General features: G+C 43.4%; 18 protein-coding genes. 10 read left to right on the top strand and 8 right to left on the bottom strand.

Annotated elements, in window-relative coordinates; genetic code table 11:
• The first annotated feature begins 1021 nt into the window (after nucleotides 1–1021).
• The 6 genes from A3729_RS27405 to A3729_RS27380 all read left to right on the top strand — a co-directional run bounded on the left by A3729_RS27405 (nucleotide 1022) and on the right by A3729_RS27380 (nucleotide 8758).
• Nucleotides 1022–2806 carry an extracellular solute-binding protein gene (locus tag A3729_RS27405; RefSeq protein ID WP_068509069.1) on the top strand — a complete coding sequence of 595 codons (1785 nt, stop codon included), beginning with the start codon at nucleotides 1022–1024 and terminating at the stop codon, nucleotides 2804–2806.
• Complete coding sequence (locus tag A3729_RS27400; RefSeq protein ID WP_068509072.1) at nucleotides 2806–3909, top strand: microcin C ABC transporter permease YejB; 1104 nt, start codon at nucleotides 2806–2808, stop codon at nucleotides 3907–3909. The genes A3729_RS27405 and A3729_RS27400 overlap by 1 nt, the downstream gene beginning before the upstream one ends.
• A gap of 2 nt (nucleotides 3910–3911) precedes the next feature.
• Complete coding sequence (locus A3729_RS27395; protein WP_068509074.1) at nucleotides 3912–4946, top strand: ABC transporter permease; 1035 nt, start codon at nucleotides 3912–3914, stop codon at nucleotides 4944–4946.
• Nucleotides 4947–4972: 26 nt separating this feature from the next.
• Nucleotides 4973–6580, top strand: a complete 1608-nt coding sequence (locus tag A3729_RS27390) for an ABC transporter ATP-binding protein (RefSeq protein WP_068509076.1) — start codon at nucleotides 4973–4975, stop codon at nucleotides 6578–6580.
• A 101-nt stretch (nucleotides 6581–6681) separates the two neighbouring features.
• A complete protein-coding gene (locus A3729_RS27385) occupies nucleotides 6682–7473 on the top strand; it encodes an enoyl-ACP reductase (RefSeq protein ID WP_068509078.1) in 792 nt (263 codons plus the stop codon).
• A 145-nt stretch (nucleotides 7474–7618) separates the two neighbouring features.
• On the top strand, nucleotides 7619–8758 hold the full coding sequence (locus A3729_RS27380; protein WP_068509080.1) for an alpha/beta fold hydrolase: 1140 nt from the start codon (nucleotides 7619–7621) through the stop codon (nucleotides 8756–8758).
• Nucleotides 8759–8775: 17 nt separating this feature from the next.
• Here A3729_RS27380 and A3729_RS27375 read toward each other — a convergent pair whose 3' ends face one another.
• On the bottom strand, nucleotides 8776–9156 hold the full coding sequence (locus A3729_RS27375) for a PilZ domain-containing protein (RefSeq protein WP_068509088.1): 381 nt from the start codon (nucleotides 9154–9156) through the stop codon (nucleotides 8776–8778).
• 14 nt (nucleotides 9157–9170) lie between these two features.
• Nucleotides 9171–10964 (bottom strand): DUF1631 family protein, encoded by a 1794-nt coding sequence (locus tag A3729_RS27370; protein WP_197469649.1) that lies wholly within the window; start codon nucleotides 10962–10964, stop codon nucleotides 9171–9173.
• Nucleotides 10965–11249: 285 nt separating this feature from the next.
• Here A3729_RS27370 and A3729_RS27365 point away from each other — a divergent pair, with 285 nt between their 5' ends.
• Complete coding sequence (locus A3729_RS27365) at nucleotides 11250–12314, top strand: 3-deoxy-7-phosphoheptulonate synthase (RefSeq protein ID WP_068509085.1); 1065 nt, start codon at nucleotides 11250–11252, stop codon at nucleotides 12312–12314.
• Nucleotides 12315–12387: 73 nt separating this feature from the next.
• Here A3729_RS27365 and cysG read toward each other — a convergent pair whose 3' ends face one another.
• The 5 genes from cysG to A3729_RS27345 form a co-directional block, all read right to left on the bottom strand.
• A complete protein-coding gene (gene cysG / locus A3729_RS27360) occupies nucleotides 12388–13788 on the bottom strand; it encodes a siroheme synthase CysG (RefSeq protein WP_068634485.1) in 1401 nt (466 codons plus the stop codon).
• Between the two features lie 31 nt (nucleotides 13789–13819).
• Nucleotides 13820–15094, bottom strand: coding sequence for a serine--tRNA ligase (serS, locus tag A3729_RS27355; RefSeq protein WP_068515108.1), 1275 nt, complete (start codon nucleotides 15092–15094; stop codon nucleotides 13820–13822).
• 62 nt (nucleotides 15095–15156) lie between these two features.
• A complete protein-coding gene (gene crcB / locus A3729_RS27350) occupies nucleotides 15157–15525 on the bottom strand; it encodes a fluoride efflux transporter CrcB (protein WP_068515105.1) in 369 nt (122 codons plus the stop codon).
• Between the two features lie 85 nt (nucleotides 15526–15610).
• Nucleotides 15611–15787 carry a PCP reductase family protein gene (locus tag A3729_RS34725; protein ID WP_082865032.1) on the bottom strand — a complete coding sequence of 59 codons (177 nt, stop codon included), beginning with the start codon at nucleotides 15785–15787 and terminating at the stop codon, nucleotides 15611–15613.
• 35 nt (nucleotides 15788–15822) lie between these two features.
• Nucleotides 15823–17241 (bottom strand): L-serine ammonia-lyase, encoded by a 1419-nt coding sequence (locus tag A3729_RS27345; protein WP_068515102.1) that lies wholly within the window; start codon nucleotides 17239–17241, stop codon nucleotides 15823–15825.
• 197 nt (nucleotides 17242–17438) lie between these two features.
• On the opposite strand from A3729_RS27345, the gene A3729_RS27340 reads away from it, so the two are divergent.
• Together A3729_RS27340 and A3729_RS27335 are read left to right on the top strand one after the other, a co-directional pair.
• The gene (locus A3729_RS27340) at nucleotides 17439–18194 is read left to right on the top strand and encodes a glutathione S-transferase N-terminal domain-containing protein (RefSeq protein ID WP_068507339.1); all 756 of its coding nucleotides are present in this window, start codon (nucleotides 17439–17441) and stop codon (nucleotides 18192–18194) included.
• A 124-nt stretch (nucleotides 18195–18318) separates the two neighbouring features.
• The gene (locus tag A3729_RS27335; protein WP_068515098.1) at nucleotides 18319–19233 is read left to right on the top strand and encodes a lysophospholipid acyltransferase family protein; all 915 of its coding nucleotides are present in this window, start codon (nucleotides 18319–18321) and stop codon (nucleotides 19231–19233) included.
• Here A3729_RS27335 and A3729_RS34720 read toward each other — a convergent pair.
• Nucleotides 19183–19440 (bottom strand): efflux RND transporter permease subunit, encoded by a 258-nt coding sequence (locus A3729_RS34720; protein WP_197469648.1) that lies wholly within the window; start codon nucleotides 19438–19440, stop codon nucleotides 19183–19185. The two genes, A3729_RS27335 and A3729_RS34720, sit on opposite strands and share 51 nt — an antisense overlap.
• A 272-nt stretch (nucleotides 19441–19712) precedes the next feature.
• Here A3729_RS34720 and A3729_RS27325 point away from each other — a divergent pair.
• Nucleotides 19713–20640, top strand: a 928-nt coding sequence (locus A3729_RS27325) for an AEC family transporter (RefSeq protein WP_082882193.1), incomplete at its 3' end; no start/stop codon positions are given.

Raw genomic sequence — 20640 nt, 5'->3', positions numbered from 1 at the left:
AATTCGAAGCCTGACCGGAACCTTTGTGGCTGGAAGCACCACCCGATTTCTCTGCTTTGGCCTTCTCTGCTTTGGCCTTCTCTGCTTTGGCCTTCTCTGCTTTGGCCTTCTCTGCTTTAGCTTTCTCTGCTTTAGCTTTCTCTGCTTTAGCTTTCTCTGCTTTAGCCTTCTCTGCTTTAGCCTTCTCTGCTTTGGCTTTTTCTGCTTTAGCCTTCTCAGCTTTAGCCTTCTCNGCTTTAGCCTTCTCAGCTTTAGCCTTCTCNGCTTTAGCCTTCTCTGCTTTGGCTTTCTCTGCTTTAGCTTTCTCTGCTTTAGCTTTCTCTGCTTTAGCTTTCTCTGCTTTAGCTTTCTCTGCTTTAGCTTTCTCTGCTTTAGCTTTCTCTTCTGTTAAAGGCTTTTCCTCTTCCTCCTCCTCTTCCTCTTCCTCTTCCTCTTCATTAATAGGATTATCTAATTTTATCAGAACTTTATGCTGCTTTTCTTCCTCTTCATCTTTATCCACCTGAGCAAGCATAACCACGCCGATTATAATCGCATGCAGCAAAAAACTAAGGCCAACAAATAAGGCGTAGCGATCTAAGTAGCGTCTTGGTAACATCAGTATTGCAACAACTCTTAATAGGCATTAAGCCTTTTATAACGATGAATTCAGGCCTTCAAGCAACGAAAGCTCTTATTATGTCTAATGTAATTCCCTTTAAAAAACCATCCCCAAAGGCCAAGCATAAAGGCAAAACTTTATGCAAAAGCGGCTTTCATAAGTGGAAGGTTATAAGCAACTCAAAGTTCGACGTTAAACAGGGCAAGCTTGTAACGGTGTCAAAATGCCAGCGTTGCGGCCTTGTAAAAAACGAACTTAAATAACAGTTTTGCCTAACTAAATATTTCGTAAGCCTTTAAGGTGATAAAAGCTATAGACGAGTCTATCATTTAACTTTACGATCTTTCATCCTGTAATTTGCACTAAAGTGTGCATTGAGACTAGATTTTTCAACTACATTTACAATAAGCAAAATAAGCCATGCATTTTAAATTCGCTTTGTTTTTTACTCTCATCTTTCAAACTTTCACTATTGCTGCAAATCCTCAGCACGGTATTGCAATGCATGGTTCGTTAAAATACGACCCGTCTTTTGAGCATTTTGACTACGTCAACCCTGTTGCAAACCAGGGTGGCACATTAAAACTAGGCGTTGTCGGTGATAACTTCGACAGTTTCAACCCTTATATTATTAAAGGCGTTTCTGCCGCGGGTGTTCGCTACTTGTATGAAAGTCTCACAAAGCATGCGAGTGATGAAGCTTTCAGCGAATATGGACTAATTGCCGAAACAATCGAGACGCCTGATGACCGTTCATCAGTTACATTCAAGCTAAACCCTAATGCCAAGTTTTCTGATGGCAGCCCCATAACAGCAGACGACGTAAAGTTCAGTTTCGAAACACTAACGAAGCATGAAAAAGCACAACCATTCTATGCAGCTTACTATGCCGATGTAAAAAACGTTGAGGTTCGCTCAGATTCAGTCATTCATTTTGAGTTTGCTACCAATCAAAATAAAGAACTCCCGCTCATCATTGGTCAACTCCCGATTTTTTCCAAAAACTATTGGAGTAAACACGATTTCGGTAAATCGTCGCTAAATATTCCTGTCGGCAACGGCCCTTACATGATCGACAGCTTTGACCCTGGTCGCTCGGTCACACTGAAGAAAAACCCAAACTACTGGGCAAAAGATCTTGCGGTTAACAAGGGTATGTATAATTTCGATAAAATCGTATACGAATATTACAAAGATAACACTGTTGCATTGGAGGCTTTCAAAGCTGGCGAGTTTGATTTCCGCATTGAGAACACTGCACGCAACTGGGCTAACGCCTACGTCGGCCCAAAGTTTGATAACGGCGAACTGATCAAAGAAGAAGTTAAGCACGAGCGCCCAGCCGGTCTTCAGGCTTTTGTTATCAATACACGTAGAGAACTTTTCAAGGATAGCCGTGTCAGACAGGCGCTCGCCTATGCATTTGACTTTGAATGGACCAACCAGAATTTGTTTAATGGGCAATATGCACGCAGTAATAGTTATTTTGAGAACTCTGAACTCGCTTCGCGGGGCTTGCCGACTGGTGAAGAGCTAAGCACCCTTGAAGCCTTTAGAGACCAACTTCCATCATCTGTTTTTACAAGTGAATACCGTTCACCTAGCACAGAAAAACCTGCAAGCTTGCGAAAAAATTTAAGGAAAGCCATCAAGTTACTGAAAGAAGCAGGCTGGTCTGTGAAGGATGGCAAGCTGACAAATAAGCAGAGCGGAAAGCCCTTTTCATTCGAGTTTTTATTATTCCAGAAAGACTTTGAGCGTGTAGTACAACCCTTTATTAAAAATCTTGAAAAACTTGGAATTGAAGCCGGTATCCGCGTCGTAGATACTACCCAGTATATAAATCGCCGCCGCTCTTTTGACTTCGATGTGATGGTTGGTGGTTTTGGTCAGTCAAATTCACCAGGTAACGAGCAAAGAGAATACTGGCATTCATCAAAAGCCAATACGCAGGGTTCTAGAAACATTGCCGGAATACAAGACCCTGTCGTGGATAAGCTTGTTGATCTTGTCATCAGTGCGCCAGACAGAAAGTCTTTAGTTAATCGAACTCGTGCTCTCGACAGAGTTCTACTACACGGGCACTACGTAATACCTAACTGGTATAACCCGGTTGAGCGTATCGCTTACACTAAGAGCCTTGCGAGACCTGAAATTTCCCCCAAATCCGGAGTAGCGATCGATACGTGGTGGTTCCGTAAGTAATGAGCGCCTACATTCTTCGCAGACTTCTTCTTATGATACCGACACTACTCGGTATCATGCTCTTAAACTTCATTATCGTGCAAGCAGCACCCGGCGGCCCCGTTGAGCGAATGCTCGCACAGATTCAGGGAATGGGTTCAGACGTTCAAAGCCGTTTAGGCGGCGGTAGCGGAGAGCTATCTACCAACACCTCAAGTTCTAGCAGCTCTGGCAGCTCCTCTAAATACCATGGTGCTCAAGGCCTTGACCCTGAGCTTATTGAGCGCATTGAAAAGATGTATGGCTTCGATAAGCCAGCTTATGAGCGCTTCTTTATTATGATCAAAAACTATGCTGTTTTTGACTTTGGCGAAAGCTTTTTCCGCGACAAAAGTGTACTCGACTTAGTCCTTGAAAAAATGCCGGTATCAATTTCTCTTGGTCTTTGGTCAACACTGATCATCTACCTTATATCGATCCCGCTCGGCATCAAAAAAGCGATCAAAGACGGCTCCAAGTTCGACCTTTGGACCAGTAGTGTCATTATTGTTGGTTACGCAATTCCTGGCTTCTTATTCGGCGTTATCCTAATAGTTCTCTTTGCTGGTGGAACATACTGGGACTGGTTCCCTTTACGCGGTCTTACCTCGCCAGACTTTGACACCATGACGACAAGCGAGCAAATTCTGGATTATGCTTGGCACCTAGTACTGCCAGTTACCGCTATCGTTATAGGTGGCTTTGCAACTCTAACAATGCTTACCAAGAACTCCTTCATGGATGAGATCAACAAGCAGTATGTTACGACTGCCAGAGCTAAGGGGCTCACAGACAAAAGCATTTTATATGGACATGTATTTAGAAATGCCATGCTGATAGTTATTGCAGGAATGCCTAGCGCCTTGATCGGTATATTCTTCACAGGCTCGATGTTGATAGAGGTAATTTTTTCGCTTGACGGCCTTGGACTGCTTGGTTTCGAAGCTGTACTCAACCGCGATTATCCGGTTATGTTTGGAACGCTTTACGTATTTACCCTGGTTGGTCTAATTCTAAAACTCATTAGCGACCTGACATACGTCTTTATTGACCCGCGAATTGACTTTGCAAGCAGGGAGCAATAGTGATGTTGATTAATACTAGCTCGTGGTCACCCCTGAATCGCCGACGCCTTGCTAACTTCAAGGCCAATAAACGCGGATATTACTCTTTAATCTTATTCTCGATTTTATTTTTTGCTTCACTGTTTGCCGAAATCATTGCAAATGACAAGCCTCTTTTGGTGTCCTATCAGGGTGAACTTTATACGCCATTCTTAAATAGTTACCCAGAAACCGCATTCGGAGGAGACTTTGAGACCGAAGCCGACTATCGTGACGAATACGTTTCTGAGCTGATTAATGAAGAAGGCTGGATGTTATGGCCTCTTATACAATACAGCTACGACACCATTAACTATCAACTTCCTGTACCCGCCCCAAGCCCTCCTTCAAGTGAAAACTTACTTGGGACCGACGATCAGGCTCGTGATGTTGTCGCAAGATTGATTTACGGTTTTAGAATATCAGTACTCTTTGGTTTAGCACTCACATTATTTAGCTCTGTTGTTGGTGTGGTAGTTGGCGCTATACAAGGCTTTTATGGCGGCCGCATCGACCTTTATGGCCAACGTTTTATAGAAATCTGGTCTGGGCTACCCGTTCTATTTCTGCTGATAATCATGAGTAGTATTATTACGCCTAACTTCTGGTGGCTACTTGGTATTATGCTGTTATTCAGCTGGATGGGGCTAGTTGACGTTGTACGCGCAGAGTTCTTGCGCGCTAGAAACCTAGAATACGTACGCGCAGCCCGTGCACTAGGCTTGGACAATAGAGGAATTATGTTTAGACACATGCTTCCTAATGCTATGGTCGCGACACTTACTTTCATGCCTTTCATTCTCACGGGTTCAATTACTACCCTGACCTCTCTCGACTTTCTTGGCTTTGGGCTTCCACCAGGATCACCCTCACTAGGTGAACTGATTTCACAAGGCAAAACAAATTTACACGCACCCTGGCTCGGCGCATCGGCATTTATTGTTCTTGCACTAATGCTGTCTCTACTTGTATTTATTGGCGAAGCCGTACGCGACGCATTCGACCCAAAAAAGATATAAGCACGCACTCAAGGTAATTAGTTTTTATGACAAACGATAACGATGCTCAAATATCTATCAGAGACCTTCGTGTTTGCTTTCAACAAGGAGAGCAAGAAATAGAGGCAGTTAAAGGTATCAGTTTTGATATTCACGCGGGAAAGACAATCGCAATTGTTGGCGAAAGCGGTTCTGGAAAATCAGTAACTGCCCAGGCGATTCTCGGCTTACATCCAAGAAATAAAACGTCTTACCCGAGTGGCGAAATCCTTTTTCAAAACAAAGACCTTTTAAAAGCAAGCGAGACTGAATTAAGAAGTGTGCGTGGCGGTAAAATTGGCATGATCTTTCAGGAGCCAATGACGTCACTTAATCCGCTACATACGATTGAGAAACAAATTGCCGAATCAATACAGTTACACAGCGCTCATTCAACTCGAGCCGCTCGTAAGCGTGTTATCGAATTACTAGATCTAGTTGGTATTCCTGAGCCTGAGTCTCGCCTGGGATCCTATCCTCACCAACTATCAGGCGGACAAAAGCAGCGCGTAATGATCGCTATGGCGCTAGCCAACGAACCAGACATACTCATCGCAGATGAGCCAACAACAGCGTTGGATGTAACCGTACAAAAGCAGGTACTTGAGTTAATCCGGGGGTTACAAAAAAAGTTTGGAATGTCCGTCATTCTTATTTCCCACGACCTGAGCATCGTACGCCATTATGCAGACGAAGTGGTAGTGATGCACCATGGAAAACTCATCGAATCTGGATATTGCGAAGATATCTTCGCTACTCCAAAGCAAGAGTATACGAAGCTACTTATTAACTCTGACCCTAGCGGCTCACCTAAGAAAATCCCGAACGACGCTAAAACAATTTTAGAAAGTAAGGACATCAACGTATGGTTTCCTACTAAGAAAAGTTTCTGGGGCAAGCCTCTTGAGTTCTTAAAGGCAACTAAAGACATCTCAATAAAACTAAAAGCAGGCGAAACTCTTGGTATCGTCGGCGAAAGCGGCAGCGGAAAAACCACCCTCGGCCTCGCTTTACTTAGACTTCAGCAATGTGAAGGTGAGATATTCTTTGAAGGTAAGCCCACTCACAATCTTGACCAACAAGCATTCCGCCCCTTCCGAAAAGAAATGCAAATTGTCTTTCAGGACCCCTATGGCAGCCTCAGTCCTCGCATGTCAATTATGCAAATCATTAACGAGGGCTTAGAAATACATAACATTGGAACTCCTGACGAACGAGAACAAATAATCATTAAAGTGCTCGAAGAGGTCGAACTCGACCCGGGCATGCGCCATCGTTATCCACACGAGTTTTCCGGTGGACAAAGGCAACGAATTGCAATTGCACGAGCGCTCGTCCTTAAGCCCAAGCTAATAATACTCGACGAGCCAACATCTGCTTTAGATCGTACTGTCCAAAACCAAGTGATAGATTTGCTGAGACACCTTCAGGAAAAGTACCAAATCGCCTACTTATTCATTAGTCACGACCTCGCAGTCGTACGAGCATTAAGTCACAGAGTATTAGTTATGCGCCATGGAGACGTTATCGAAGAAAACGACTGTGAAACTCTTTTTGACGCACCTCAACATGACTATACAAAAAACTTATTAGATGCGGCCTATTTTTATTCATAAAAATATCTCAGCAAGTGGTATATTCTTAACATCAGCATAGATTAATTGCGAGCTACCTTCTCGCTTAGACAGCACTTTCAATTGGTTCCAGGTAATAGATTATGGGTTTCTTAGCAGGTAAAAAAGTTCTTATAGTTGGCATTGCAAGCAAGCTATCGATTGCAACCGGTATCGCTAATGCCTTTCACCGAGAAGGCGCAGAAATAGCGTTAACCTATCAAAACGAGAAGTTGAAAAAGCGAGTTGAAGGGTTTGGTGAAGCATGGGGATCAAAGCTAATTCTACCCTGCGATGTTGCCGACGACGAGCAAATTTCTCAGGTCTTCGAAGAGATTGCTAAGGTGTGGGATGGCATTGATATAATCGTGCATTCCGTAGGCTACGCTCCCGCCCACGAACTAAACGGTGATTATGTTGATGTAACCACCCGTGAAGGTTTTCAAATCGCTCATGATATTAGCTCTTATAGCTTTGTTGCTTTGGCGAAAGCAAGCCGTGAGTTAATGAAAGGGCGAAATGGGTCATTACTAACCCTAACCTACTTAGGCTCAGAAAGAACCTTGCCAAACTACAACGTAATGGGCTTGGCAAAGGCCAGTCTTGAAGCAAACGTTCGTTATATGGCCGGTAGCCTTGGGCCTGAAGGAACGCGTGTTAACGCCATATCAGCTGGCCCCATTCGTACATTGGCTGCATCCGGCATTAAGAACTTCCGAAAAATGCTATCTGAAAATGAACAGCAAACACCACTTAGACGTAACGTGACTATTGACGAAGTTGGCAATGCTGCTGCTTTTTTATGCTCAGATCTAGCTAGCGGAATTAGCGGAGAAGTATTATTTGTTGATGGTGGCTTTAATACTAGCGGCATGCGTTCACTAGAAGAAAGCTAAACCGCTTAGATAACTGCTATTTTAAGGACTACGTCACTGAAAACGGTAAGCACATACTGGTAGTCTATGCAGTCCTTGAGAAGTGCTTTTGTACATGCCTTGTACATCTTTGTGCGACGTTTAATTTTTGTGATGGATACGTATAGTGGAACGTCTTTTTTACCGCATTAGGCTTGCTTTTGTCCTATTGACATTTACCTTCGCCCTAAGTCTAGGCGGCTGCGCAAACATCAAGCAGGCGTCTCAATCTTCGACCTCCTTGTCTAATTTTCTTGGCTTTTCCGAGCTACCTGACTGGTACATTACGAGCAAGTATAGTTATAGTGACTCCCAGTGGATCGAAAACGACTTTAATACAAAAATCCATTATCGCGACGTAGGCGAAGGCCCTGTAATACTTCTACTTCACAGCGAACTTTCCTCACTTCATGCTTGGGAGGATTGGATCGACATTCTGAGTAATGACTTTAGATTGATCGCAATAGACCTGCCAGGATCAGGGCTTACTGGCGCACCACACTGTGTTTCTGATAGTACAGACACTTGCGCCGAAAATTTATCGAGCGATTACATTGTCCACACACTTGAATACTTTATTGAAGATCTTGGCATAAATAAATTTTCGCTTATTGGCAGTTCCTACTCCGGTTATTTGGCCGCACAGTACGCGGGTCTGCAGCACCCCGAAAAATTGGATAAGCTTGTACTAATTAGCCCTAAAGGATTCCAACAAGAGTTACCATGGATACTTAACTATGCCACAACGTCTGGCATGGATATATTCAGCAAATACATACAACCCTCAGGCGTTATCACTGAAATTGTTCAAGACTTTTATGGTCTGGAAAAACCATCGCGCGCCGTAACCGAGAGGTATCTGCACCTTGCCCAAACTGAAGGTACCCACGCGACCAACATCAAACAGCTGAAACTTGTCCGTGCTTTAATGGAGCATGGCATGCTGCTCGATCTCAGCGAAATTGAAGTTCCTTCGCTTATCATGTGGGGTCAGTCCGATAAGTGGGGAGACCCTAGCCATGCGCAACGCTGGCATAAGGCGCTGCCTAACTCAACCTTGGTCACCTATCCAAACTACGGCCACGCGCTAATGGAAGAAGGTAAAGAACTAACGGCTGCTGATGCTGCGGCATTCATTAACGAAGAACCTGTACCAAGCCTTAATAACGGTGTAGGCAATGGCCTATCAATCGAAGACCACTTGAACGAATTTGACAAAGACTCACTGTTTGGCACAGAGCTTGAAGAAATGGAAGACGCGGAGTAGTTCAAAAGCCTTACGTATTAGTTAAGGTATTTTGACATCAGAAACTTCCAATCTACTATTTCAGTCCCATCGGAATCGTAAAGTAGTAAGCCGGTTAGATAATCAGACTTATATGGTTTTACCCATCTCACTTCTGCGGTTAACCTGAAGTTTTTATTTTGTTCTGGCAGATCAATTATAAGACTGTGAATAGCGCCTTGCGTTAGAGGTTCATCGACATAGGCTTGAAGGCCATTCGCGGACAAATCAACACATTCACATTGTACAACGTGAGCAGGTCTATCATCCCCAGGTTCACGTGACACTGTTTCAATATAAATATCTGCATCAACGTTCAAACGCGCTTCTACTCGCTTCTCATCAATATCAAAGTACTTTTTTAAGTCTTCATCATTCATGCTAGTAACCATTTTTATTTTGCCATACGCAATCGGCTTACAACCCTTTGCAAGCTGTCTTCAAATTCTGCTCCGTCGCTCAAAAATTCCATTTTGTTTGTCACAACAAGGTCCACAAGGTCAACTTCTTTATATTCCTTTTTCTTAATCCCGAGCTTATCAACAAAAATGAATTTACTACTCGCAGCAATCTTCACTACTAGCTTATAGCGCTCCGCTTGGTCACCAATCGTAAGTGAGACCCAAGCACCTATAGTCAATTTCTGTACTTTCGCTAGTGCTGATACTTCAAGTTGGGCTTTTTTCTTATCTTCGCGCCTTTTAAGTAGTTCTTTAGTACGTTCGGCAATTTCCTGCGCTCTCTTTTCTGCCTCTTCTTCGGCAAGTCGTTTTTCTTCGAGCAGTCTCTCTGCTTCTTCTTTCGCTTTCTCGGCGGCAGCGATTCTGGCTTTCTGCTGTGAATCAGCTACTCGCATCAGCCCCTTAACACAAGCATTAAACACAACAGAGAATGACTCCCCTTGCTTGTAAGGTTTAATCTCACCTTGATTGAGCAAGTGGTCTAACTCCTGACGGGTATATATGCCCGTTTTCATCCCCAAATAATTACCAAACAAAAACAAGCCAGCATAGTCAAAGCGGTTCAATAATATCATTGAAGGTGAACTAGCTTGGTCTGTACCCATTACAAACCAGTCACTTTCTTCAAGATTGAGTTTTTCTACCGAATCATTTTGAGGTACGGAGCTATCACCAACCTCATCTTTATATAATATTCTTGAGATATCGAAATGACTAAATTGTTCATTAAGTGTTATATCAGTCGGTACTGAAGTATAGGGAACAAAAGAATCGCAGAACTCTTGTTTAAGCAATGAAACCATACTTTCTTCTAAGGCATTGAATATGCTTTCGTCGTAAGCAATATTCGATCTATCAAGAACCTTCTTGAGATCGTCAACCAAGCTATCAGCTAACTGAAATAAAGCCTTGCCCTGCTGGCAAAAGGCCTTCATCAAAGACTGGGTCAATTTGTCGATTTCGGCATCCAGACGCACATGAAGACCGTCTTCGCATACCAAATGTACAGCCACACTGTTAAGCCAATAAGAATCCAGAAAGCACTGTAAACTCTCGGGAAGTTTTTTACGTGCAAAAACCGAATCAATGTAGCTTTGTGCACACCAAAAGCTGAAACGTTTCCAGCATAATTGAGACTCTGACTCGATTAGACGCTGAGTAACCTTTGTAAACTTTGAGCGTTGCTTATCTTGGAAGTCTTTCCACTTAAGTTCAGCATCCTCAATCAGCTCCAGGTTTGAATGGAGATTTGCTATTACTTGAGTGCTGACGTCATTCAATTGTTCAAGAAGTAAGTGCTTGGAACGCTCGGGGACGGCGCTCCAGCCAATACAGTCTGTAGCTATCAGTTCAAGCAAGCCAATGACAGAAGCAAGTATTTTCTTTTGGTCAACCCCTTCTTGCTGAAAAACTTTTTTTTGCTCTAGAAAAATGATCGTAAATAATGAAAAGCGCCAGACAGATAAAATGTTCGCAATTTCATGGGGGAAGCAATTCTTGCGGAGCCAAACGTCGAAGCAACGGTCCAAGATAAAAGCAATATTATTAACGCCACTTTTCTGTGCGCCTTCATAATGCTTCTTTAGATGATCTAACAAGCTCACTTCGTACTGACCTACTTCTAAGACAAAGTGCTGTCGAACACCCTCTAAATCTAGAGTTTTGTCGGTACTAGTGCCAAAATCCTGTAGATACTTAAGCTCAGGCACACGTAGCTTTTGACACAAAGCCCTCACAAAACTCAAGTCATTACTAAGGCGGCTCACGAAGAAATTACTGCATTAATTTTTTCCATACGCTTCATTATAGTTATCTATATTCAATACGCTGTAAAAAAATACATTTTTAGTTGCTCTACATCATTGCAATCCATCCCTGTATCCAGCAACATTACTTTTAATTTTTACAGTTCCGTCTATCGTTAGAAAAACAACCTTGGATAGCAGGTTTATTCTTGCACTAGAATTCACGAATCAAGCAGCCTAATAGTTTTTGGGATAAGTTGAGAGAAAATGAGCAACAAATTAGATAACGTAAATATCGCTTCTCACGAAGTGTTAATCACACCCGAGCAGTTAAAGAAAGAGATTCCACTTACAGAAAAAGCAATCGAATCTGTGACAAATGGGCGTCAGACAATTAACGATATTCTTGACCGAAAGGATCATCGAATTTTTGTCGTCATTGGCCCTTGCTCAATTCATGACGTTGATGCTGCTAAGGAATACGCAAAAAAGCTGAAAGCTTTGTCCGACAAAGTATCTGACTCCCTGTACATCGTGATGCGTGTCTATTTTGAAAAACCTCGAACAACTGTTGGATGGAAAGGTCTTATCAATGACCCTCACCTAAATGATTCATTTGAAGTTGAAGAAGGCCTGCATATTGGCCGCCAACTACTAATAGACATTTGCGATATGGGCCTACCTACCGCTACCGAAGCACTTGATCCAATCTCACCACAATACTTGCAAGATACAATTTCCTGGTCTGCTATTGGTGCGCGTACCACAGAGTCCCAAACACACCGCGAAATGAGTAGCGGTTTGTCAGTTGCAATCGGCTTTAAGAATGGCACAGACGGCGGCCTTGGCGTTGCGATGAATGCACTTAAATCTGCATCACACCCTCATAGCTTTTTAGGGATTAATCGCGAAGGACAAGTATCGGTAGTTCGCACTAAAGGCAACCCATATTCTCACGTTGTCTTGCGTGGTGGTGGCGGTAAACCTAATTATGACTCAGTTAACGTTGCACTATGCGAGCAGGAACTTGAGAAAGCAAAACTTAGTAAGAACATAATGATTGATTGCAGCCACGCAAACTCAAACAAAGATGCTAACCTGCAGCCACTGGTTATGCAGGACGTTTGCAATCAGATCATCGACGGCAACAAATCTATCGTTGGCATTATGGTTGAGAGCAATCTTAAGTTTGGTAACCAATCGATTCCTGAAGATTTATCTCAGCTTGAGTACGGCGTATCAGTTACCGATGCTTGTATCGACTGGGAGACAACTGAAAAATCGTTACTGGAAATGCACGAGAAACTAAAAGACGTGCTACCTAAGCGATAAACAGTTCAAACGATTTAAAGTAATAAAAAAGCCGCTCAATCTGAGCGGCTTTTTTATTGATAAGCACAAATGGTCACTCCAACCATTTCAGCTTATCGCGCAAGCTAACAACATCGCCAATAATAATTAAAGTCGGAGCGGCAACCTTTTGGTTCTTGATAATATCCACAATAGTTGACAGCGTTCCTTCATAAACCTTTTGATGCCTTGTTGTCCCTTTGGAAACCAGAGCTATAGGCTTATCAGTACGCATCCCATTCTCAATCAGAGATGAACAGATGGTTGCAAGCCCCGTTAAGCCCATATAAAAAACCAGGGTCTGATTCTCCTGAACTAATTCATGCCAGGGAAGATCACAAGTATCGTTCTTTAAGTGGCCAGTAACAAAACGTACCGATTGAGAATAGTCGCGATGAGTTAAAGGTATGCCTGAATAAGCGGAACAGCCCGATGCAGCAGTAATTCCTGGCACAACCTGGAAACTCACTCCCTCTTCTGCCAGCGTTTCTATTTCTTCGCCACCACGACCAAATATAAATGGGTCGCCGCCTTTCAAACGCAGTACTCTCTTACCCTGCTTTGCGTACTTAACAAGCAATTCGTTAATCGACTCTTGTGGGACAAGGTGATTTGAACGCTCCTTTCCAACATTAATACGCTCCGCATCATGCCTGACAAGCTCTAATATTGGTTCAGATACCAAACGATCGTACAAAACGATATCTGCCTGGCGAATCAAGCGCAAAGCCTTGAACGTTAATAAGTCGGGATCTCCGGGCCCTGCGCCGACCAAGTAAACCTCACCGTCATTACTTGGCGCAGTAGAAGAAAGATCTTCAATGGCAGACTCTAATAGGTCAACAGCGTCTTCTTCCTTTCCTGAAAAAACCAACTCAGAGAACTTACCTTCCAAGTGTTTTTCCCAAAAGCGCCTTCTCGCATTAATACCATCAACACCCTCACGTACCTGCTGCCGGTACTTTTTAGCGATCATCGCCATACGGCCAAAAGCATGTGGAAGGTTTGCCTCTAAACGACTACGAACCAAACGCGTTAAAATAGGCAATTCACCACTACTAGATACCGCGGCAATAACAGGTGAGCGGTCAATAATAGAAGGAAATACGAAATCACTAATATCTACTCGATTAACGACGTTAATCGGGATATTTCTCTGCTTAGCAGTCTTTGCTATAGCTTCATTAACAACCTTATCTTCAGACGCTGCGACAGCTAAGCTGATACGCCCCCAGACCAAATCATTATTAGGGCTCTCTGCAGTCAGCGAAACACGCTCTATGTCATTAGTTTCGACCAATGCTTTTAAGCCTTGATCGGTCAGAGTGTCTGTAGCCAAGCGTACTTTGCACTTGGTTTTAAGTAATACTTCTATTTTACGTGCAGCAGCTGCGGAGTCTCCGACCACAAGGACACGACTACCTTTTAAACTAAAAAAAAGTGGTAAAAAATCCATCGTGACTCCTCAGTTACAGACCGTTGATAAACTAAGCAATGACTTCAAGTCCGCCCATATAAGGAACAAGCACTTCAGGAACTTTAATCGAACCATCTTCTTGCTGATAGTTCTCCATCACCGCAATCATCGTACGACCGACCGCTAGACCAGAACCATTTAAAGTATGAACAAGTTGTGGTTTTTTCATTTCAGGAGAGCGGTATCGAGCCTGCATACGACGAGCCTGAAAATCCTTTGTATTACTGCAAGAGGAAATCTCACGATAGGCTTTCTGTCCGGGCAGCCAAACTTCAAGATCGTAGGTCTTCACAGCAGAAAAGCCCAGGTCACCACCACACAACAATACTTTTCGGTACGGCAAACCCAGCTTTTGTAAAATACCTTCAGCATGTCCCGTCAAGGCCTCTAGTGCTTGGGCTGAATCTTCCGGCTTAACGATCTGAACCATCTCAACCTTGTCGAATTGATGCTGACGAATCATACCGCGCACATCACGACCATAGGATCCAGCCTCACTTCTAAAACATGGTGTATGGCAAACAAGTTTGATAGGCAGCTTGGCCGAGTCGATAATCTCATCGCGAACAATATTGGTTGCAGGAACCTCTGCCGTCGGGATTAAGTAAAACTCTCTGTCTGCATGCAATTTAAATAAATCTTCTTCAAACTTCGGTAACTGACCAGTTCCGAACAATGAGTCACTATTAACAACGTAAGGAAGGTAGACTTCTTCATAACCATTTTCAGCTGAATGCGTATCAAGCATGAACTGCGCTAAAGCACGATGAAGCTTGGCTAACTGTCCGCGCATCACCACAAAACGTGAACCGGTCAATTTACTTGCAGTTTCAAAGTCTAATTGTTTATTGATGTCACCTAAAGCTACGTGATCTTTAACCTCGAAATCAAATTTTCCAGGCTCACCCCACTTTAATACTTCGACGTTATCATCTTCAGAATTACCTTCAGGCACTTCAGAGTCTGGTATATTAGGCATGCCTGCAAGCAAATCGTTTAACTGATCCTGCACTTCACTTAATTCCGCCTTTGCAGATTCTAAAGAAGCACCAATTGTATCCATTTCGGCAATTAGTGGCGCAATATCTTCTCCGGCCGCTTTGGCTTTACCAATCGATTTTGAGCGAGTGTTGCGTTCATTTTGAAGCTCTTCAGTCTTTGACTGTATTTGCTTACGCGACTCTTCTAGGGATGAAAACAAGTCTGTATCAAACTTATACTTCTTTATTGCCAGCTTTTCAGCGATTTCATTGGTTTCGGTGCGGACGAGTTTTGGATCTAACATAAATAAAATTCTTGCGTTAATGTTTAGTCGTTAAATTAGTAATGTTTTGGTATTTAATATTCTTAGAGGCTAGCGCGCGAGATCAGCACCCCGGCAAATAGCGCGACAATGCAAATCAGTGTTGTACCTATAATATAAAATGCAGCAATTAATATTTCGCCACGATCCAGCAATTGCCAGGCCTCAAGCGAAAAAGTAGAGAACGTCGTAAACGCGCCAAGAAACCCGGTCATAACGAAAGGCTTCATGTCAGCAGGAACGATACTTTTCTCAACGATATATACATAGGCAAAGCCCATCAATAATGAGCCTAGAATGTTCGCGGTCATAGTACCCCAAGGGAATGCTCGAGAGCCTACAAGGGAAACGAGCCCATAACGCGCAAGCGCGCCCAGGGCGCCAGCAACGGCGATCAGTAACAAGTGATTCATTAGAGATTTGAGGTTCCTTTATAACACTCGCAGAGTTTACCGCGAAAAGACGATAAAACACACCGAAAAAACGAATATTCCCACTCTAACCGGGCATTTCTTTTCGTTTAATTTCAATTAGCAAGCCCTCATTTATCTCTGTTAAATTACGAGCCCTGGCAACTTTTTCTACGCGGGATTTTACAAATGGCCTAATGAAAAAAGGGACCTTCTTCAAGCGTGCCTTTGCGCAACTGCGCCAAACGATTGCGCTTTCTGTCATCCTTTATCTCCCATACCTAATTTATTCAGATAATGTTAACAGTCTACCCACCTGACTGCTAACCCTCCCTGAGAGGTTTCCTTGAACTCTTCTGACATTGCCTCACCAGTTTGCTTCATCGCCGCAATACAATTATCCAAGGTAATTAAATGGCTACCGTTACCGTGCATCGCAAGTGACGCAGCCGCATAGGCTTTGATGGCACCAAATCCGTTCCGCTCTATACAAGGTACTTGAACAAGACCTTTTACCGGATCGCAAGTCATACCTAAATGGTGTTCTAGGGCAATCTCTGCTGCATTTTCTATTTGCCAAATAGTCCCCCCCATGACAGCACAGCAAGCAGCTGCCGCCATCGCTGAGGCAGAACCGATTTCCCCTTGGCAACCGACCTCAGCCCCCGATATAGAGCCAGTATCTTTAATTATCGCGCCGATGACTGTCGCAGTTAGCAGAAACTCTCGTGACTTAGATTCTGAAATCTCTTCATGCTTGGTTAGATAATAAAGCAATGCTGGGACTACACCCGCCGCACCGTTTGTTGGCGCGGTTACGACTGCTTGTCCCGCAGCATTCTCTTCATTGACCGCCATTGCGTATGCACAAAGCCAATCATTGACACTAGCATTACTGGGATTCGCGCTAAGATCGGAATATAACTTGTTTGCACGCCGCTCTAATAACAGTCCTCCGGGCAGTTGCCCATCAGCAGATAAACCACGTTCTATGCTTGCAAACATCGCCTCCTTAACTGTGCAAATATTTGCCTCAGTAACACTCTCAGCACTACTCATGCATTCATTTTCCATCTGAATTACTGCAAAGCTTTTATCTTCTTTCTCGGCGATAGACAGCAACTCACTCATGTTTGAATAGGTATGTTTCTGGCTGTGGCCGAACGGCACTTTACGCCTCCCTTTTTTCTCCTTTTGGCGCTTACTCTTATCGGCAAGTTCATCTTTAGTTAAAATAAAACCGCCACCAACGGAAAAGTACGTTTCAGACAAAATGACCCGTTCTTTCTCACCAGCACTTGATAGCGTAAAGCTGAAACCATTCGGATGTTCCGGGTACACGAGCTTCATATCAAACTCTATTCCCGACGCTGGGCCAAAGTTTACACACACACCTTGAACAATTTCGATAAAGTTTTTTTGCTGAAAACTATCAATCGCTTTTTCTAAATTACCGTTGAATGAAAGCTTAGCGGCCTGTGCCGGCGAATAGCCATTGAGACCCAGAAGGATTGCCGTATCTGTACCATGACCAATACCCGTATACGCTAAGGAACCTGTCAAGCGGCACCTAAGATTAAGGCGCTTGCCTTTAAGAAAGGTGGGATTTATAGCCTTTATCTTAGTGACGAAGTCCTTTGCGGCAATCATAGGGCCATTAGTATGAGAGCTGGAAGGTCCAATACCTAGTTTAAATAGATCTGTAATACTCGTGAACATAATACAACCTCACGCGTGATTTCTTTCTATGCAGGTAGCAACAAACCATAATCATCTTATTATAGCCTTAAACCCGTAACTCAGCCTGAACTTACAGCCTCATATAATAATTTATGGGTAGACACAGCCGATATTTGTCTATGACAAACAAACGATTAAGCCTTACAATGCAGCCGTGCTTATTATGGAGGATCGCTATGAAAAACTTATTCGACATCACCACGTCTACCCTTGCATCAACACTACGTGTTTGGCGTGGCACGTCAGCGAGCAAGGTTGCAATACAACCTGAGCAGGAGCTGGTTATATTCGACAGAGAAGGTTGCCCGGAATGTCGGTTTGTCAGGGAAGCACTGACCGAACTCAACCTTGATGCAATGGTAGCCCCCTGCCCAATCGGTGGGCGTGATATAAAAAAACTTGCACAAGAATCCGGCAGCCAGACGCTCCCAAGGTTATTCGACCCCAACACTGACCTCAATATTGCTGGCCGCGATGAAATTGTTACTTACCTATTTAAAGAGTACAGGGGCTTGGAAGTCCCTAAGCAACTCCGCCGCAGTTTAATGAATGATACGGCATCCAAACTGGCTAGTGTTTTACGTAATAATGCAGGTGTCCACGCGCGCCCTGCAAAAGCGGCTAAACTCCCATTGACGCTATATAGCTTCGAATCCAGCCCTTTTTCTCGTGTAGTAAGAGAAAAACTATGCGAACTTGAATTGCCATACTTACTGATCAATTTGGGCAAGCAGCAACTAGCTGATATGGGTCCGGCAAACTTCCGCTTCAGCATTGGCGCTTATCAACCATTAGAAAACACCAAGCGCGATGATTTCTTTAAAAAACATGGAAACGTGCAAGTACCGTTTCTTATTGATCCCAATACCGGAACAGAAATGTTTGAGTCTCAAGAAATTGCTCGCTATTTAGAGTCCACTTACGCGCAATAAAACGCGTTGACACAGCATATATAGCCTCTTATTTTCTTTAGTTAGCCATAAGCGCTAGTGTTACAACTTTAAAACCAGTAATATCCGGCGCTAATTTTGTTCCTTTGATACGGCATTACACCTCATGGCTAAACCTAAAAAACAACGACCGCTTTGGCACCCCTCATTTCTGCTTACCTGGCTCATTGTGTTTGTACTGTTCTCCATTGCACACCTACCCTTATTGTGGAAGCACTCTATTGCTAAAAAGTTGGGCAACCTCACTCACAATAAAATGAAAAGCAGAGTTAAGGCATGCCGACAGAATATTGATGCCTGCTTTCCAGAGTTAAGTGATAATGAACGCGAACAGTTGGTAAAAGATGTATTCACATCTACGTCTGAAGGCTTCATAGAAACACTTCAGTCCTGGTGGCGTGACCTTAGCCCTTATATGAGCAAGGTAGAAGTCTATGGCCTAGAACACTTAAAAGAAGCAGAGAAACGAGGTGGCGGCGTATTTCTTTTAGGTGGGCATTTTGGTATTTTCGATATTGCCCTGCCGTTTATCGCAGCACAACTTCAAAAACCTGGCTATATGTATCGACCCAACAACAATCCGGTAGTTGATTGGATGATTGAAAGTGGACGCCAGAGAAATGTTGATATTGAAAGCTTCCATAAAAGACAACTGAAAGAAATGATTCAGTTTATGAAAGAAGGCGGTGAAGTCTGGTATGCACCTGACCAGGATTTCGGCAAAAAGTGCGACCTTTTTGCTCCATTCTTTGGTATCGATGCCGCCTGTATATCGACTCCTAGCTGGATCGCTCGCGAATCTGGGGCAGCTGTCATCCATGTCTCGCAATACCGCCTCCCTAATGGCCGCTATGAAATCTACTTTTCTCCCATCCTTGAAAACTTTGGTGAAGACAATGAAGCCGATGCCAGAGCATGGAATAAGCTCTTAGAAGAGTCGATCCGAAGGCATCCTAGTCAGTATTTATGGCTACACAAGCGCTTTAAAACACGCCCCCCCGGTGAAGCTAAATTTTATTAGCACACAAACTTCGCTTACAGCGTCTTCGACGCTACTGCCATGCTCAACACGCACTGTTATAAAATCAACAATAAGCAAAGAATTCCTTACAGCTACGCCTGCCAGAGCAATTACATCTATCATTGTAGCTGCAGAAAAGCTTTGCCTGAGCAGCCAATGACTTGGAAAAACACCAATTAACCCCAGCGGAATAAATACCATCACCAAAAGGTGGGAGACGAAAGGATTAGTAACAAATACCTAGACAACATCAGAAGACGCAATTGATCAATAAACTACATATTCGGTTTGCGATTAATTCAGGAGCTTCATGCCAAACTTTACCGCTCGAAAAGACAGCCACACAAGCCTAGGGAAAACGCTGAGGAGACATAAAAGCTAAATTTGTATCGAAACTAGCTTTGCTTAAAGCACTTTTCGGAACTCAACTGATAAATCGCATATACTTAGCTACAAATTACGCTTTTTGAGAGACTCCATTGTCATCTTTTCTTGATTTACTATTGTACACCTCAAATATTACCTTACCCATTTTTATCATTGTATTTCTAGGGTGGTTCCTTCGACGAACAAGCTGGTTAACTGAAAGTTTCATCAATTCCGGCTCAAAACTCGTTTTCACCATCGCATTACCCGCTCTGTTATTTATCAAAGTACTGGAATCTGACCTATCAGCCGTTTTTGATACTAGGCAAGTTATGTTTGCTTTGCTTGTAACTGTAGCTGGATTCCTAGCCTGCTGGCGGCTAAGCGGCACGATGAAACTTCTACCAGAAAATAGAGGCGTTTTTGTACAAGGAGCCTTTCGTGGAAATATGGGTATCGTTGGCCTAGCACTTTGCATGAACATGTATGGCGATGAAGGTTTAGCTGTCGGCTCTATTCTACTGGCTTTTTTAACACTGCTTTATAATGTCCTGTCTGTCTTTGCGCTGACATTACCGTTCCATTCAGATAAACGTTTTGATTGGCTATCGATGGCAAAAGACATGGCGAAAAACCCGCTGATCATCGCCATTGTTACAGCACTTGTGCTTAACCTCCTGCAGTTAGAGCCACCAGCCATCATTATGAAAAGCGGCGAGTACTTTGCAAACATGACTTTGCCTCTAGCATTGATTTGCGTAGGCGGTTCGATCAAGTTAAATGAATTAAAAGATAGCAATCATCTTGCATTAAAAGCAACTTTACTGAAGCTTGTTGGATTGCCATTGCTGTTCACCCTTGCCGCCTTAGTGATGGGTTTTAAAGATTTAGCATTGGGTACTTTGTTTCTTATGTTCGCAAGCCCCACAGCTACAGCGAGTTTCGTAATGGCTAAGGCCATGCGAGGCAACGCCGAATTGGCCGCAACGATTATCGCTTTATCCACCGTACTGTCACTATTAACAGTAAGCACAGGAATAT

Source organism: Oleiphilus sp. HI0043 (assembly GCF_001634935.1).
This window is presented reverse-complemented; position numbering and strand designations above follow the sequence as displayed.

Excerpts from the sequence above, each read along its gene's own strand:
- A3729_RS27385 (WP_068509078.1), top strand. The coding sequence starts at position 6,682 with ATGGGTTTCTTAGCAGGTAAAAAAGTTCTTATAGTTGGCATTGCAAGC.
- A3729_RS27365 (WP_068509085.1), top strand. The coding sequence starts at position 11,250 with ATGAGCAACAAATTAGATAACGTAAATATCGCTTCTCACGAAGTGTTA.
- serS (WP_068515108.1), bottom strand. The coding sequence starts at position 15,094 with ATGTTAGATCCAAAACTCGTCCGCACCGAAACCAATGAAATCGCTGAA.
- crcB (WP_068515105.1), bottom strand. The coding sequence starts at position 15,525 with ATGAATCACTTGTTACTGATCGCCGTTGCTGGCGCCCTGGGCGCGCTT.
- A3729_RS27390 (WP_068509076.1), top strand. The coding sequence starts at position 4,973 with ATGACAAACGATAACGATGCTCAAATATCTATCAGAGACCTTCGTGTT.
- A3729_RS27340 (WP_068507339.1), top strand. The coding sequence starts at position 17,439 with ATGAAAAACTTATTCGACATCACCACGTCTACCCTTGCATCAACACTA.
- A3729_RS27395 (WP_068509074.1), top strand. The coding sequence starts at position 3,912 with ATGTTGATTAATACTAGCTCGTGGTCACCCCTGAATCGCCGACGCCTT.
- A3729_RS34725 (WP_082865032.1), bottom strand. The coding sequence starts at position 15,787 with ATGACAGAAAGCGCAATCGTTTGGCGCAGTTGCGCAAAGGCACGCTTG.
- A3729_RS27345 (WP_068515102.1), bottom strand. The coding sequence starts at position 17,241 with ATGTTCACGAGTATTACAGATCTATTTAAACTAGGTATTGGACCTTCC.
- A3729_RS27405 (WP_068509069.1), top strand. The coding sequence starts at position 1,022 with ATGCATTTTAAATTCGCTTTGTTTTTTACTCTCATCTTTCAAACTTTC.
- A3729_RS27400 (WP_068509072.1), top strand. The coding sequence starts at position 2,806 with ATGAGCGCCTACATTCTTCGCAGACTTCTTCTTATGATACCGACACTA.
- A3729_RS27335 (WP_068515098.1), top strand. The coding sequence starts at position 18,319 with ATGGCTAAACCTAAAAAACAACGACCGCTTTGGCACCCCTCATTTCTG.
- cysG (WP_068634485.1), bottom strand. The coding sequence starts at position 13,788 with ATGGATTTTTTACCACTTTTTTTTAGTTTAAAAGGTAGTCGTGTCCTT.
- A3729_RS27375 (WP_068509088.1), bottom strand. The coding sequence starts at position 9,156 with ATGAATGATGAAGACTTAAAAAAGTACTTTGATATTGATGAGAAGCGA.